Origin of the sequence: Nocardioides sp. JQ2195 (genome assembly GCF_012272695.1) — a bacterium.
Lineage (GTDB): Bacteria > Actinomycetota > Actinomycetes > Propionibacteriales > Nocardioidaceae > Nocardioides.
In genome coordinates, this window is sequence record NZ_CP050902.1 from 862,931 (window position 1) to 878,416 (window position 15,486).

General features: G+C 69.3%; 11 protein-coding genes. 5 read left to right on the forward strand and 6 right to left on the reverse strand.

The features are described 5' to 3' along the window. The first annotated feature begins 97 nt into the window (after positions 1–97). Both ncot_RS04060 and ncot_RS04065 read left to right on the forward strand, forming a co-directional pair. Positions 98–3,703 (forward strand): ABC transporter ATP-binding protein, encoded by a 3,606-nt coding sequence (locus ncot_RS04060; RefSeq protein WP_168616452.1) that lies wholly within the window; start codon positions 98–100, stop codon positions 3,701–3,703. Between the two features lie 47 nt (positions 3,704–3,750). Beyond that, the gene (locus ncot_RS04065) at positions 3,751–4,989 is read left to right on the forward strand and encodes an MFS transporter (protein WP_240938054.1); all 1,239 of its coding nucleotides are present in this window, start codon (positions 3,751–3,753) and stop codon (positions 4,987–4,989) included. On the opposite strand, the gene ncot_RS04070 is transcribed toward ncot_RS04065, so the two are convergent. Beyond that, entirely contained in the window at positions 4,986–6,629 is a 1,644-nt protein-coding gene (locus tag ncot_RS04070; protein WP_168616453.1) for an FAD-dependent oxidoreductase, read from the reverse strand. The genes ncot_RS04065 and ncot_RS04070 overlap by 4 nt on opposite strands. A 74-nt stretch (positions 6,630–6,703) precedes the next feature. On the opposite strand from ncot_RS04070, the gene trpS reads away from it, so the two are divergent. From trpS to ncot_RS04085, 3 genes are read left to right on the forward strand one after another with little or no spacing between them, the layout of a single operon-like run. Next, the gene (trpS, locus tag ncot_RS04075; protein WP_168616454.1) at positions 6,704–7,765 is read left to right on the forward strand and encodes a tryptophan--tRNA ligase; all 1,062 of its coding nucleotides are present in this window, start codon (positions 6,704–6,706) and stop codon (positions 7,763–7,765) included. Between the two features lie 10 nt (positions 7,766–7,775). Beyond that, a complete protein-coding gene (locus tag ncot_RS04080; protein WP_206065140.1) occupies positions 7,776–8,297 on the forward strand; it encodes a 2'-5' RNA ligase family protein in 522 nt (173 codons plus the stop codon). A 5-nt stretch (positions 8,298–8,302) separates the two neighbouring features. Further along, a complete protein-coding gene (locus tag ncot_RS04085; protein ID WP_168616456.1) occupies positions 8,303–9,463 on the forward strand; it encodes a YihY/virulence factor BrkB family protein in 1,161 nt (386 codons plus the stop codon). A 39-nt stretch (positions 9,464–9,502) separates the two neighbouring features. Here ncot_RS04085 and ncot_RS04090 read toward each other — a convergent pair whose 3' ends face one another. From ncot_RS04090 to ncot_RS04110, 5 genes are all read right to left on the reverse strand, one after another. Further along, positions 9,503–10,117 carry a hypothetical protein gene (locus ncot_RS04090; protein ID WP_168616457.1) on the reverse strand — a complete coding sequence of 205 codons (615 nt, stop codon included), beginning with the start codon at positions 10,115–10,117 and terminating at the stop codon, positions 9,503–9,505. 286 nt (positions 10,118–10,403) lie between these two features. Then, positions 10,404–11,651, reverse strand: coding sequence for an IS256 family transposase (locus ncot_RS04095; RefSeq protein WP_168616458.1), 1,248 nt, complete (start codon positions 11,649–11,651; stop codon positions 10,404–10,406). Between the two features lie 324 nt (positions 11,652–11,975). Next, on the reverse strand, positions 11,976–12,719 hold the full coding sequence (locus tag ncot_RS04100; protein WP_168616459.1) for a succinate dehydrogenase/fumarate reductase iron-sulfur subunit: 744 nt from the start codon (positions 12,717–12,719) through the stop codon (positions 11,976–11,978). Next, entirely contained in the window at positions 12,716–14,725 is a 2,010-nt protein-coding gene (locus tag ncot_RS04105) for a fumarate reductase/succinate dehydrogenase flavoprotein subunit (protein WP_168616460.1), read from the reverse strand. Before ncot_RS04105 ends, ncot_RS04100 begins: the two co-directional genes overlap by 4 nt. Positions 14,726–14,741: 16 nt before the next feature. After that, positions 14,742–15,443, reverse strand: coding sequence for a succinate dehydrogenase cytochrome b subunit (locus ncot_RS04110; protein WP_168616461.1), 702 nt, complete (start codon positions 15,441–15,443; stop codon positions 14,742–14,744). Positions 15,444–15,486: the final 43 nt, after the last annotated feature.

Sequence of the window (15,486 nt, forward strand, 5' to 3'; positions counted from 1 at the left end):
ATGCGACGCGTTGGGGACTATCGGCATTTGGGGGGCAGTGGAGCGACCGGAAAACCAGGTGAGGACTGTCGGTCCGGCGGCGTAGTCTCGACAGGCCATGACAGACACCCTCACGCGGCCGCCGGAGCGCCCCCAGAAGACGCCACTGCCCGTCCCCCCGGCTGATCCCACCCGGCGGGTCGACTGGCAGCGGATGCGGTCGCCGATGGCTGCGGGTGCGCTGCTGTGCGCCGCGATCGCAGCGGTCTCGACCACCGTGGGCACCGTGGTGATCGGCCGACTCGCCGAGCACCCCACCAGCTCCCTCGTGGGGCTCCTGGCAGGCTGCGTGATCGGTGCGTCCCTGATCGACACGTTCGGCAAGATCGTCTGGGTCGGCCTCTCCGACCGGGCGGAGGGCCGCCTGCGGGAGGACCTCCTCGACGCCGCCCTGGGGCAACCCCTGGCCACTCTCTCCGAGCAGGCCGTCGGCGAGATCCTCGACCGCGTCGACGACGACACCCACGAGGTCGGCAACCTGATCCGCTGGCAGCTGTGGATGTTCGCCCGCACCGTCTTCGGAGTGGTGCCGATGTGGATCGTGGCCGGCCTCACCTGGTGGCCCGCCTGGGTGCTCTTCCCAGCCCTGGGACTGGTCACGTGGCTCGCGATCCGTTCCCTGCTGGGTGAGATCTCCCGGCGCAAGGTCATCGAGGAGATGGCCTGGACCGACCACGCGGCAGCGCTCGAGGAAGGCATCGCAGGACGCGACGACCTGCGCACCAGCCTCGGGCAGGCACACGTCGTCAAACGAGTGGCCGGCCTCTCCGCCGTGGTGCACGAGCGCTTCCGCTCCGTCCTCGACGTGGAGCGGCGACTGGCCCTTCGAGCCGGGCTCCTGCTCCACGCCCTGCTGGCCGGCATCGGCCTCGCGGGCATCGCGCTCGCGATGAACGGCGACCTCTCCGTCGCCCGGCTGGTCACCCTCTTCCTGGTCACCTCCACCTTCGTCGGGCAGATCGCGATGCTGGCCAACCACCTGCCTGACCTCCAGGCCGGCCTGGGTGCGGTCATCCGGCTCCGGCAGATGCTCGCTGTCGAGCCGGAGCCCCAAGGGGGCCGGCCGGTGCCGGAGCAGGCGGCACTCGAGCTGGAGATCCGCGATCTCGCCTTTGCCTACGACGAGGGCACCTTCGCGCTGCGCGACATCAACCTCTTCCTCCCGGCCGGGGACACGCTGGCCCTGGTCGGGCGCACCGGCTCGGGCAAGTCGACCCTGGCGTCCCTGGTCTCCCGGGCCGTCGAGCCGCCCCGGGGCACGATCCTGCTCGGCGGTGTCGACATCCTCGACATCGACCTGCAGCAGCTCCGCGCCAGCGTCGGCGTGGTCACCCAGCGCACCGAGATCCTGGCCGGCACCCTCGCCGAGAACATCACTCTCTTCGGGGACGTCACCCGGGAGCGGGTGCAGCAGGCCGTGGCCGAGCTCGGGCTCGACGGATGGGTCGCCGGCCTTCCGGACGGGCTCGACACACTGCTGGGTCCCGGGGGGACCAGGCTGTCGGCGGGGGAGGAGCAGCTGGTCGCGTTCGCCCGGCTGCTGATCCGCAACGTGCGCGTCGTCGTGCTCGACGAGGCGACCGCCCGCATGGACCCGCTGACCGAGCACCGTGTCGTGGCAGCCGCCGACCGGTTGCTCCGCGGTCGCACCGGCGTGTTGATCGCCCACCGGCTCAGCACCATCGAGCGAGCTCCGCACGTGGCCGTGCTCGACCACGGTCGCGTGGTCCAGGAGGGCCTGCGGGCCGTCCTGGCCCGAGAGCCCGGGGCCTTCCGTGACCTGCTCCACGCCAGCCGTGTCGAGCAGCGGCAGCAGCGGCGGGCCGACGACAGCATCGACGGCACCACCCAGGACCGGGGTGACGACGAGCCGGTTGCGCACGCCACCCTCGACGACGCGATGGTCGGTGACCCGGCCGGCGGATCGTCGGTGGGGGGACGCCGGCGCGTCGGTCCGCCGCCCGATGTCCCCGACGTCGGCAACGGGCCGTCGTTGGCTCGCGGCATCGCCCACGCGCTCTCGGTGCGTCCGACCTGGGGCATCTGGGGAGCCGCCCTCTTCCTGATGATCTCGGTGATCGGCGCGCAGGGTGCGATCACCGGTTTGGTGTGGGGCCGCATCGTCGAGGACCTCCAGGTGGGCAGGTCCCCGGGACTGCTCAGCGTCGCGCTCGTGCTGTGCCTGTTGGCCATGCCGTTCATGCTGGCCGACGCGTTCTGGCGCTACCCGCGTTGGTGGATCGAGGTGATGCTGCGGGTCCGCATGTCCGTGCTGCACGGCCAGACGTCGCAGCAGCGGCTGACCCGGACCCCGCCCGGCGAGGTGGTGGCCCGCTCCATGGACGCAGACCGCTACGCCCGGTACGCCGACCGTTGGGTCGACTTCCTCAACGGCATGATCATCGCCGCCTTCACCGCGCTGATCGCCGGCACGTGGATCGCCGGTGCCGTCCTGCTCGCGGTGATGGTGACCTCGGCGCTCGCCTCCGCGGTGGGTCGCCCGATCGCCGGTCGGTCGGCCGCCGAGGCGTCCACCGCGCGTGCCGGCTTCGGCCGGGCCCTGGTCTCGGCGCTCGAGTCGGCGCGCACGGTCAAGCTGGCCGCGGCCACCCCGGCCGTACGCCGCCACCTGCGCGACGTCGACTCCGGCCGGGTTGCCGCTGCGGTCAAGGAGCACCGGGTGCAGGCGTTCCTCGACGGCGTCCCGATCGTGATGGTGCAGTGTGGCGTGGTGACCGCCTGGGCGGTCTACTTCGCAGGCGGTTGGAGCCTGGCCATCGCCCTGCTGGTCGGCAACGCCGTGGCCGGGTTCGACTGGTTCGGGAGGGTGGCCGGCATGGTCGTCACCGAGGCCCCCGGCACCCGCGCGTGGCAGGTCGAGACCGCCAGGTTCGCCGGCGGTGTCGACCTGATGGACCTCCCGCCGGGCGTCGACCTGGTCAGCGGCGCCGCCCCCGACCCGGAACCCGTGCCGAGAGTTCCGCTCGACCGACTCGAGCTCCGTGGGTTCTCCGCCGTGCACGACGACGGCACGATCGGTGTCTCGGGCGTCGACCTCACCGTCGAGGCGGGCGAGCTGGTGCTGCTGGTCGGACAGGTGGGCTCGGGCAAGTCGAGCCTGCTGGCTGCGCTCGCCGGCCTGATCGACTACCGCGGTGACGTCCTCTGGAACCACGACGTGGTCCGGGACCCGCAGCGGTTCCTGCGCCCCGGCCAGGTCTCCCACGTCGCCCAAGTGCCGCGGGTGCTGTCGGGAACCTTCAACGACAACGTCCGGCTCGGCCACGACCGCGCCTTCGATGCACCGGTGGGGGTGGCCCGACTCGATGCCGACGTCGAGGAGGCGGGCGGCAGGGACGCGCTCGTCGGGCACCGCGGCGTACGCCTCTCCGGAGGCCAGGTGCAGCGCCTGGCGCTCGCCCGCGCCCTGGCCACCGACGCCGAGCTGACCCTCGCCGATGACGTCTCCAGCGCGCTCGACGCCAGCACGGAGATCGAGCTGTGGCGTTCGCTGCGCGAGCGCGGCGCCACGGTGATCGGGGCGACTGCCAAGCGGGCCGCGTTGTCCCGGGCGGATCGGGTGGTGGTTCTCGTCGACGGTGAGGTGGCCGAGATCGGGCCGTGGACCCAGCTCGCCCCGCGTTGGGGACACCTGGCCGGGTGACACGAACCACGGAATAGGCGTGCGGTGAGCTCTGGTTGCACAATGCGATGAGCATGCCAGCAACCGCCGAGCACCGGGACGCGCCAACCCCGGACGAGTCCAGGCCCCACGCCGCGCACTTCGGCCTCGCCGTCCTCGCGCTGGCCATGGGTGGCTTCGCGATCGGTACGACGGAGTTCGTCACCATGGGCCTGCTCCCACAGATCGCGGACGGCGTCGGTGTCAGCATCCCGACGAGCGGGCACGTCATCTCGGCGTACGCCCTCGGAGTCGTCGTGGGTGCTCCGCTGCTGGCCTTCTTCGGTGCCCGCCTGCCCCGGCGAGCCCTGCTGCTCGCGCTGATGGTCGCATTCGCGATCGGCAACGGGCTCAGCGCGATCGCCCCCAACTACGGGCTGCTCACGACGGCTCGATTCCTGTCCGGCCTCCCGCACGGTGCCTACTTCGGTGTCGCGTCGTTGGTTGCCGCCAACCTCGCCGCGCGGGGGCGCAAGGGACGTGCTGTGGCGCTGGTCATGCTGGGGCTGTCGATCGCCAACGTGATCGGGGTGCCCGCGGCCACCTGGATGGGCCAGAACCTCGGCTGGCGCACGGCGTACGTCGCGGTCGCCGTCCTGGGCATCGTCACCGTCTCGATGATCATGGCCTACGTGCCGGCACTGCCCGCCGACCCGAGTGCCACCGGTCGACGTGAGCTGGCCGCGTTCTCCCGGGTGCAGGTGTGGCTCACCCTCGTCGCCGGTGCGATCGGCTTCGGCGGCATGTTCGCGGTCTACTCCTACATCTCGCCGACCGTCACCGAGGTCGGGGACCTGCACGAGTCGGCCGTGCCGGTGTTCCTGCTGATGTTCGGCCTCGGGATGACCTTCGGCACCTGGCTGGCAGGGGAGCTGGCGGACTGGTCGGTCTTCGGTTCGCTGCTCGGGTCGGCCATCGGCATGGGCGTGGTCCTGCTGGCCTTCGCCGCGGTGACGCCGTACGGCTGGTGGGCGCTGCCGTTCGCCTTCGCGATCTCGGCGATCAGCTCCGTGCTGGTGGTCAACCTGCAGCTGCGCCTGATGGAGGTCGCCGGCGACGCGCAGACCCTGGGCGCCGCGATGAACCATGCGTCCCTCAACGTCGCCAACGCGCTGGGCGCCTGGCTCGGCGGGCTGGTGATCGCTGCCGGTTGGGGCTACCGGGCACCGGCACTGGTCGGTGTCGGCCTGTCCCTGGCCGGCTTCCTGGTGCTGGTCCTGGCCGCCCTCCACCACCGCAGATCCCTCGAGCCCGGCCGAGTGGCCTAGGCTCGGTCGGCTCGGTCGGGTCGGTTGAGTGGCCGCGTGGCCGGTCCTTCCAGCACACTCCCGTGGGGAGAGAAGCGGGAGCCGTGCCACGGGCAGTCCCAGGTGCGTTCGGCGTCGTTCCACGTGAGGGTCCCTCCGGCGTGGGTGCACACGGCCGTCACCGAGCAGGGACGGCCGTCCACGGTCGACACCCCTCGGGGAAGCAGGCCGGACCGGCCGACACGTCCTTGGCCCTCGGGTGGTTGCTCCGGCTCGCTGCCGATCTCGGCCCGGACGAAGGTGCTGAGATTGGCGGCCACTCCGCGCAGGTTCATCTCGAGCATTCGCGCGGCCGAACGCGGTGCCAGAGCCGGGGGAGTCAGACCCGGGCGAGCCAGTCCCGGACGAGCCAGACCCGGGCGACCCGGTGCGGTCGACCGTTGGGGGGCGTCCCCGAGGATCCTGCTCGCGATGGTCCGGGCCGCAGCCACACCGTTGGTCATGCCCCACTTGTCGAACCCGGTCGCCACGTGGATCCTGCCACGTCCGCGGGGGAGGAGCTCGACGCGGGGGAGCCCGTCGCTGGGTGAATAGTCCTGCGCTGACCACTGGTGGGTGAGGCGGGCCCCGGGGTAGTGCTCCTCCGTCCAGCGGTGCAGCTCGTCGACATGTGCCTGCTCCGACCGGGTTCGGCCCACCCCGTGGCCGCTGCCGCCGACCAGGAGATGACCCGCGGCCCCAGCCGCACCGGGAGCGTCGCGCACCGACCGGGAGGAGGTTCCCGCCGAGAGGTACATGCCGCCCAGGCTCTCGGCGAACGCGAAGGCGAGCACGTAGGAACGCTGGGGCTCCACCTTGGCGAAGTAGAGGCCTCGGTCGAGCACGGGGACGCCCGTGGCCAGGACCACCTCAGCGGCTTCCACGCTCACCTCCGTGGGGATGCCGTCCCGGCCGCCGTCCCCGCAGCCGTCCTGGCCGCCGTCCTCGTCGCGGTCCTCGTCGCGGTCCTCGTCGCCGTCCCCGCCGGCGCCCTCGAGGCGAAGCGTGGCGACGGGTGGGCCGGTCCAGCTGACCCCGGTGAGCCGGTGGCCCTGGTGGAGGGTGCCGCCGTGCTCGCGGAGCTGCTCCACCAGCGCGGCGAGCACGTCGAGCGGGTTGAACTGCGCCTGCGCGGCGAGCACCGTGGCCCCGTGGTTCGGAAAGGGCACGTCGAGACGGTCCTGCCAGCGGACCCCGAGGCCGAGGGAGCGCGCGGCCTCGTGCTCACGGCGTACGACGTCACGCTCGTCGGCAGTCGACGCGTAGGTGACGGCATCACGCATCTGCACGGGCACGCCGTGGTCGGCGCAGAAGTCCGTCAGCCACTGCTGACCCCCGCGGTTCGACGCCAGGTACGCCTCGGCGACACGACGGTCGTGGCTGCGGAGCAGAACGGAGAGCTTGGTTCCCTGCAGGAGGCTCACCTTGGCCGACGTGTTGCCGGTGGTCACCGCGCCGACCCGGCGCGCCTCCACGACGGCCACCCGACGACCGGCACGTGCCAACAGGACGGCGGTGGTCAACCCGGTGAGACCCGCACCCACGACGAGGTCGTCCACCTTCGCGGGGACCGAGGAGTCGTCGACGAAGGACGGGGCGCCGTCCTGCCAGAGTGATTCCACATGTTCCTCCCGATCTCGTGGTCCCTCCGGGTACCCGTCAGCAGCACGCGCATGCCCAGTGGAACAATGCCGCCATGTCCACCTCGACCGCGCCCCAGGTCTCTGCGTCCGAATCCGGGACGGGCACCGCCCGTCCCCGGGTCCTCTCCGGCATCCAGCCGACCGCTGACTCGTTCCACTTCGGCAACTACCTCGGTGCCTTGCGCCAGTGGGTGGACCTCCAGGAGAACTACGAGCCGTTCTTCTTCATCGCCGACCAGCACGCGATCACCGTCGAGCAGGACCCCAAGGTGCTGCGCCAGCGGTGCCTGCGTGCTGCCGCCCAGCTGATCGCCATGGGCGTGGACCCCTCCCGTGCCGCCATCTTCATGCAGAGCCAGGTGCCCGCGCACGCCCAGCTGAGCTGGGTCCTGCAGTGCCTGACCGGCTTCGGTGAGGCGCGCCGGATGACCCAGTTCAAGGACAAGTCCGCGAAGGGTGGCGAGGGAGCCGCCAGCGTCGGGCTGTTCACCTACCCGATCCTCCAGGCCGCCGACATCCTGCTCTACCGACCGCACTACGTGCCGGTCGGGGAGGACCAGCGCCAGCACCTCGAGCTGACCCGCGACCTCGCGCAGCGGTTCAACCACCGCTACAAGAAGACCTTCCGCCTGCCCGAGCCCTACATCCTCAAGGCCACCGCGAAGATCACCGACCTGCAGGACCCGACCTCGAAGATGTCGAAGTCGGCGTCGTCGCCCAGCGGCATCGTCGACCTGCTCGACGACCCCAAGGTCAGTGCGAAGAAGATTCGCTCGGCGGTCACCGACTCCGGCTCCGAGGTCCGCTTCGACGTGGAGGAGAAGCCCGGAGTCTCGAACCTCCTCACCATCTACTCGGCGCTGACCGGCACCGCTGTCGACGACCTCGTCGGGCAGTACGCCGGCAAGGGTTACGGCGACTTCAAGAAGGACCTGGCCGAGGTGGTCGTCGAGTTCGTGACACCGTTCCGTGACCGGACCCTGGAGCTGCTCGAGGACCAGACGATGCTCGACGACATCATCGCCAGCGGCGCGGACAAGGCAGCCGCCGTCGCCGAGCGAACCTTGGCCGACGTCTATGACCGGGTCGGTTTCGTCAAGCCCGTCACACGCTAGGGTCATGGGCGTGTCGACCATCGGAGTTGCCATCGCCATCCCGGAGCCCTGGGCCTCGCAGCTGCAGGACTACCGGACGGCGATCGGTGACACCACCGCCACTCGCATCCCGACGCACATCACGTTGGTCCCTCCGACCGAGTGCGATGACCTCGACCTGGTCGAGGAGCACCTCTCCGGCGTCGCTGCGCAGACGACGGACTTCCCCGTGCACCTGCGTGGCACCGGGACCTTCCGCCCGGTGTCGCCCGTGGTCTTCGTCGGCGTCGTCGAGGGCATCTCTGCCTGCGAGCGCCTGGCCGACGCCGTGCGCCGGGGGCCGCTGGCCAGCGAGCTGGCCTTCCCCTACCACCCGCACGTGACCATCGCCCATCACCTCGACGACGTCGCCCTCGATCGTGCGTTCACCGAGCTGGCGGGGTTCGAGTGCCGCTTCACCGCTGAGGAGTTCCACCTCTACGTCCACGACGACGAGATCGGATGGCAGGTGGACCGCTCGTTTGCCCTCACCGGCGATGACGTGGTGATCTGACCCCTGTGGCCTCACTGAAGGAACGACTTGACGTTCGCATCACGCGCCTGCGTGCCCAACGCCCGATCTTCGACCACGTCGTGCGGATGGTCCAGCACTTCGGCGAGGTGAAGGGGAACCTGCAGGCCGGGGCGGTCACCTACTTCGGCTTCCTGTCGTTCTTCCCGATCCTCGCGCTCGCCTTCTTCGTGATCGGTTGGGTGGCGAAGGTCTACCCCGACGCCCAGGACAACCTCACCGAGGCGATCGGCGAGGTGCTGCCCGGGATGCTCGGTGACGGCAAGGGTCAGATCTCCCTGGAGTCGATCCAGGACTCCGCCGGAGCCGTGGGGATGATCGGTCTGGTCGGTGTTCTCTACGCGGGCCTGGGTTGGTTGTCGGGCATGCGCGAGGCGCTGCTCGTGATGTTCGAGACTCCGCAGCGCGAGCAACCCAACTTCGTGGTGGGCAAGGTGCGTGACCTGGTCTCACTCGGCCTGATCGGGCTGGTGATGATGGTCAGCGTCGCGGTGTCGGGGATCATCTCGCGCTTCTCCGAGCAGCTGCTCGACCTGCTCGGCCTCGGTGTCGGGCTCTCCCCGCTCCTGCTGGTGATCTCGGTCGCGGTCGGCGTCGGCGCGAGCGCGGTGCTGTTCTTCGCCCTGTTCAAGCTGCTGGCGGATCCGGACGTTCCCCGCGCGTCGCTGTGGTCGGGCGCGTTGCTCGGCGCCCTCGGCTTCGAGATCCTCAAGCAGCTGTCCACGTTCTTGATCGCCTCCACGAAGTCGCAACCGGCATTCCAGGCATTCGGCATCGCGTTGATCCTGGTGGTCTGGATCAACTACTTCTCCCGTGTCGTCATGTATGCCGCCGCCTGGGCCTACACGTCGCGTCGGGCGCGTGCTTCCCGATCGGGCATGCAGCAGGGCCACGTCGCCAAGGTGGTCGCAGCACCCGACGTGCCTGGGGGACCGTCTGGCGGTGCCGGTGGCCCCGTCGGACAGTTCGTCGGAGCGGGCGCCGACAGGCGCGGTGTGGGCGGGCGCGGTGTGGGCGGGCGCGGTGCGGGCGGGAGTGCGCCTGGCGCCCGGGATGGCAGGGGCGTCAGCCCGAAGGCCGCCTTCGCGGCCGGGGGAGCCGCCATGCTGGCCGTGATCGCGGCCGTACGCCGACGTCCGAAGGGTTAGGCAGCCACAGACACGGTCGGACGAGCCGACTCAGTCGGCTCAGGCCCTGCCGTCGCGCTCGTTGACCCCCACCCACGGATTGTTCAACCGCGCGCGAGGCAGGATCGTCCAGGGTCGGCCCCGTGGGGTGATGAGGATGCGGTGGTGCAGCCCCTCGTACCAGTCGTCCGGTGGACCGAGGCGCAGGCTGGTGGAGGTGTCGGTGGCCGATTGTCGGGCGCCCAGAATCGTGGCGCCGACGACCACGAAGCCACCGCAGGTGGCGAGCAGGGGCATCGGGACGCCGTAGGTGGCTCGCGCGACCAGCACCAGGCGGGTCTGCCACCCCATGTGCCAGCCATCCGAGATCGAGTCGCGACGTGCGTCGTCCTCCTGGTGGGCGGTGAACCGGACGATGTCCGGAGCACCGAACCACAACCGCAGCACGAAGGTGCCCTTGTCCAGGGGGTGGGGGAGCGTGCCCTCGGTGAGCGGTTCGCGGATCAGGTCGCGGATCGTCCGGCGTCGGTAGAGCAAGGAGCCCCGCGTGCGGATGGCTTCACCCGCGACGCCTGCGGCCAATGCGCGACGTACCGAGGTTCGTGGCAGTCCCGTGACGGCCAACATGTCAGCAGCCTCCCGTGCGGTCGCGTAGGGATGCCGCTCGATGCCCATGTCTGAGTCCTCCACTTCCGCTCGCTGCGTCATCGGCGAGCGTAGAGCGGTGTAGCGCAGGGTGTGGGTCCACCTGAGCCAGCCTGTGGAAACAGGCGTGAATTCCGTGCAACCAGATGCGGATCCCCGCCCAGACCGTCGTGGACGGGTCGCCCGGTGCTCCAGACCGAAGCCTCCCGCGCCCTGACCGCGCCGGCCCAACTGGGCCGTCGTCCTCTATCACTGGGTCCGGTCGGGGGTCAAGTCCCAGGTAGTGGTGTAGCGCTGCGTTCTCCTTGCTGAAGGATCAGGCAGTCAATACGGGCAGGTCATCAGCTCCGATCTCGGGCTCGGTGGTGGGGACGATGGTGACCCGGCAGCGGGTCAGGACCTCGAGTCCCAGGTAGCGGCGGCCCTCGGCCCATTCGTCGCTCTGCTCGGCCAGGACGGCACCGACCAGGCGCACGATGGCGTCACGGTTGGGGAAGATCCCGACCACGTCGGTGCGACGACGGATCTCACGGTTGAGCCGTTCGGCGGGGTTGTTGGACCAGATCTGGGTCCACACGTCCTTCGGGAAGCTGGTGAACGCCAAGATGTCGGCCCGGGCAGCATCGAGGTGTTCAGCGACAACGGGTAGCTTCTCGGTGACGTAATCCAGCAGCCGGTCGAACTGGGCGTGCACCGCCGTGGTGTCGGGCTGGTCGTAGACCGAGTGCAGCATCGCCTTGACCGCCGGCCACATCGACTTCGGGCAGATGCTCATCAGGTTCGCCGCGTAGTGGGTGCGACAGCGTTGCCAGGATGCGCCCGGGAGGTTGGCGGCGACGGCCTCGACCAGACCGGCTTGCGCGTCGCTGGTGACGAGCCGGACGCCGCTCAGGCCGCGGGCGACCAGGTCGGCGAAGAACTCGTTCCAGGCGGTCCTGGTTTCGGCGGTGGCGACTCGGATGCCGAGGACTTCGCGGTGGCCGTCGGCGTTGACGCCGGTGGCGACCAGGGCGACGGCGTTGATGACTCGGCCGCCTTCGCGGACCTTCATCGTCAGCGCGTCGGCCGCTACGAAGGTGAACGGGCCGGCATCGTCGAGGGGGCGGTGGCGGAACTGCTCGACAGTCTTGTCGAGGTCGGTCGCCATTCGGCTGACTTGGGACTTCGACAGGGAGTCGATGCCCAACGTCTTGACCAGCTTGTCCATCCGCCTGGTGCTAACCCCTGCGAGGTAGCAGTCCGCGACCACGGTGATCAGGGCAGCTTCGGAACGCTTGCGGCGCTCGAGGAGCCACTCGGGGAAGTAGGAGCCCTGCCGCAGCTTGGGGATCGCGACATCGATCGTGCCGACGCGGGTGTCGAGGTCGCGGTGGCGGTAGCCGTTGCGCTGGGTCGTGCGGCCCGGGCTAGGCCGTCCCCACTCGGCACCGACCACGGCGTCGGCATCAGCAGAGAGAAGGGCGTTGATCATCGTCTGCAGCATCTGCCGCATCAGGTCCGGGCTGGCTTCGGTCAGGGCTTCGCTGAGCAGGCCGGCAGGGTCGACAATGTGTGGAGCGGTCATCGTGATGTTCCGTTCGAGAGATCTGTGGAAGGTGAACTCGAAGGATCACGCGGTGGCCGCGTCTACGTCCACGACCGGGACAATCTCGGCGACCGCGCTACACCACTATCGGGGACTCAACTCGGTCGGGCCGTCTCCCGGCCACAGAAGGCTCGATTGGACCCAGTGGCGCGAGTGAATGGATCGGGTGGGCCGAGTGTGAAGAGTGGTATGGCCCAAGCGGGGCGGAGCGGGTAGTGCTCGAGGAGGGGCATTGAAATGCCTGACGGGGCGTTCCGGCGACAGCCGGAACGCCCCGTCGAGGGTGAGACCAGGGAACTCTGCTCAGAGGCCGTGCTGCATGGCCGTGCGCAGGTCCTTGTTGAGCTGGGAGATCACGTCGAGCGGGATCTCCTTCGGGCAGGCAGCGGTGCACTCACCGATGTTGGTGCAACCGCCGAAGCCCTCGTGGTCGTGCTGGGCAACCATGTCGACGACGCGGGTGTCGCGCTCCGGCTGGCCCTGGGGCAGCGAGCCCAGGTGGGTGATCTTCGCACCGAGGAACAGCGATGCCGAACCGTTCGGGCAGGCGGCCACGCAGGCGCCACAGCCGATGCAGGTGGCGACGTCGAACGCGCGGTCGGCCTTGGCCTTCTCGACCGGCAGGTTGTTGGCCTCAGGGGCGGAACCGGTGTTCGCCGAGATGTAGCCGCCCGACTGGATGATCCGGTCGAACGCGGAACGGTCGACCACCAGGTCCTTGAGCACCGGGAACGGCTCCGCGCGCCACGGCTCGACGGTGATCGTCTCGCCGTCCTTGAACGAGCGCATGTGCAGCTGGCAGGTCGTGGTGACCTCCGGACCATGCGCCTGGCCGTTGATCATCAGGCTGCACATGCCGCAGATGCCCTCGCGACAGTCGGAGTCGAAGGCGACCGGGTCCTCGCCCTGCTCGTTGAGGTTCTCGTTGAGCAGGTCGAGCATCTCGAGGAACGACATGTCCTCGGACACTCCGTCGAGCTCGTACTTCTGCATCGCGCCCTTGGTGGCCGCGTTGGCCTGGCGCCAGATGTTGAGAGTGATCTTCACTTGTAGCTCCGTGCCTTCATCTCGATGGCTTCGTAGGACAACGACTCCTTGTGGAGCACCGGCATGTGGCCGTCCTCGCCAGCCCATTCCCAGGCGGCGACGTAGGCGAACTCCTCGTCGATGCGCTCGGCCTCGCCGTCCGCCGTCTGGGACTCGGCACGGAAGTGCCCGCCACAGGACTCGCGCCGGTTGAGGGCGTCGATGCACATCAGCTCACCGAGCTCGAAGAAGTCGGCCACCCGGCCGGCCCGCTCGAGGCTCTGGTTGAGGCTCTCCGCGGTGCCGAGCACCTTCACGTTCTTCCAGAAGTCGGCCTTCAGCGCGCGGATCTTCTCGATCGCGAGCGTCAACCCCTCCTTCGTGCGCTCCATGCCGCAGTACTCCCACATCAGGTGCCCGAGCTCCTTGTGGTAGCTGTCGACCGAGCGGGTGCCGTTGACGGTGAGGAAGTGGTTGATCCGCTCCTCCACGTCCTTCTTGGCCTCCACCACGGCGGGGTGTGACTCGTCGATCCGCTCGTGGCTGTCGGCCAGGTAGTTCGCGATCGTGTAGGGCAGCACGAAGTAGCCGTCGGCCAGGCCCTGCATCAGCGCCGAGGCACCGAGCCGGTTCGCGCCCTGGTCGGAGAAGTTGGCCTCGCCGGCCACGAACAGGCCCTTGACGTTGCTCTCGAGGTCGTAGTCGACCCACAGGCCACCCATGACGTAGTGCACCGCCGGGTACACGCGCATCGGGACCTCGTACGGGTTCTCCGCCGTGATCTGCGCGTACATGTCGAACAGGTTGCCGTACTTCGTCTCGACAGCATCACGGCCGAGGCGCTTGATGGCGTCGGCGAAGTCGAGGTACACACCACGGCGTACGCCGTCGACCTCGGGACCGACACCGCGGCCGTCGTCGCACATGTACTTCGCCTGGCGGGAGGCGATGTCGCGGGGGACCAGGTTGCCGAACGCCGGGTAGATCCGCTCCAGGTAGTAGTCGCGGTCCTCCTCGGGGATGTCGCGCGGGTCCTTGGCGCAGTCTTCCTTCTTCTTCGGCACCCAGATGCGACCGTCGTTGCGCAGCGACTCCGACATCAGGGTCAGCTTCGACTGGTTCTCGCCGGAGACCGGGATGCAGGTCGGGTGGATCTGCGTGTAGCAGGGGTTGCCCATGTAGGCGCCCTTGCGGTGCGCACGCCACGCAGCGGTGACGTTGGAGCCCATCGCGTTGGTGGAGAGGAAGTAGACGTTGCCGTAACCACCGGTCGCCAGCACGACCGCGTCACCGAGGTGCGTCTCGATCTCGCCGGTGACCATGTCGCGGACGATGATGCCCTTGGCCCGGGGCTGTCCAGAATCGTCGTCGACGACAACCAGCTCCAGCATCTCGTGGCGCGTGTGGGTGGTGACGGTGCCGGCGGCGACCTGGCGCTCGAGCGCCTGGTAGGCGCCGATCAGCAGCTGCTGGCCGGTCTGGCCGCGGGCGTAGAAGGTGCGGGAGACCTGCACACCACCGAACGAGCGGTTGTCGAGCAGGCCGCCGTACTCGCGGGCGAACGGGACGCCCTGGGCGACGCACTGGTCGATGATGTTGGCCGAGACCTCCGCGAGACGGTAGGAGTTCGACTCCCGCGAGCGGAAGTCGCCACCCTTCACCGTGTCGTAGAAGAGGCGGTAGACCGAGTCACCGTCGTTGCGGTAGTTCTTCGCCGCGTTGATGCCGCCCTGGGCGGCGATCGAGTGGGCCCGGCGCGGGGAGTCCTGGTAGCAGAAGCTCTCCACCTGGTAGCCGGCCTCGCCGAGCGTGGCGCCTGCGGCGGCGCCGGCAAGCCCGGTGCCGACGATGATCACCTTGATCTTGCGACGGTTGGCCGGGTTGACCAGCTTGGCGTGGGCCTTGCGCTCCTCCCAGCGGGTGGGGACGGAGGCCTCGGCCGGTGCCTTGGTGTCCGCGATCGCGTCACCGAGGGTGAAGAAGCCAGCGGCGTCGCTGGACGGGGCATGGGTCTGGGTTTCAGTCATGTTCTTGGATCAGCCCTTAGTCGACGATGCCGAGGAGGATGGACAGCGGGACCAGCGCAAAGCCGCCGGCGATCACCACGGCGAGGAATACGCCGGCGAAGTTCGCACGGGCTCGGCTCTTCGCGTTGTTGGTGAGGCCGAGGGTCTGGCAGGCACTCCACACGCCGTGGCGCAGGTGCATCGCCAGGGCGCCCATCGCGAGCAGGTAGATCACGGTGACCCACCACGTCTCGGGCTGGAAGGAGCTCACCACCCGGTCGTACGGCGAGTCCTTGTCGCCGTTCACGTTGATGGTCCGCGTGGTGAAGTGCAGCAGGTGGAAGATCACGAACAGCAGCAACGTCACCCCGCCCCAACGCATCATCTTCGAGCTGAGGGTCGCAGCCACGGCCTTCTTCACGACGTACTTCTGGGTGCGTGCCTTGCCGGCACGGGCCCAGAGCGTGAACGCCGCGTAGGCGTGACCGACGAGCGACAGCAGGAGCACCGCGCGGATCACCCACAGCAGACCTTCGTAGGGGAGCATCGGCTCCCCGAAGGTGCGCAGGTGGTGCGCGTACTCATCGAAGGCTTCCTGGCCGGCGAAGACCTTGAGGTTGCCGTACATATGGAGCAGCACATAGCCGATGAAGACCAGGCCGGTGACGGCCATGAGGAGCTTCAGCGCGATCGTGGATCGCGTCGACCGGCTGCCTTTCACGAGAGTCGGAGTTGCCACGAAGGCACGGTACCGCCCGAAAGGGCCTCTTTGCTGCGAAGGT

Coding starts and splice junctions, on each gene's coding strand:
- trpS (WP_168616454.1), top strand. CDS start 6,704: ATGTCCACCTCGACCGCGCCCCAGGTCTCTGCGTCCGAATCCGGGACG.
- ncot_RS04060 (WP_168616452.1), top strand. CDS start 98: ATGACAGACACCCTCACGCGGCCGCCGGAGCGCCCCCAGAAGACGCCA.
- ncot_RS04105 (WP_168616460.1), bottom strand. CDS start 14,725: ATGACTGAAACCCAGACCCATGCCCCGTCCAGCGACGCCGCTGGCTTC.
- ncot_RS04090 (WP_168616457.1), bottom strand. CDS start 10,117: ATGGGCATCGAGCGGCATCCCTACGCGACCGCACGGGAGGCTGCTGAC.
- ncot_RS04065 (WP_240938054.1), top strand. CDS start 3,751: ATGAGCATGCCAGCAACCGCCGAGCACCGGGACGCGCCAACCCCGGAC.
- ncot_RS04095 (WP_168616458.1), bottom strand. CDS start 11,651: ATGACCGCTCCACACATTGTCGACCCTGCCGGCCTGCTCAGCGAAGCC.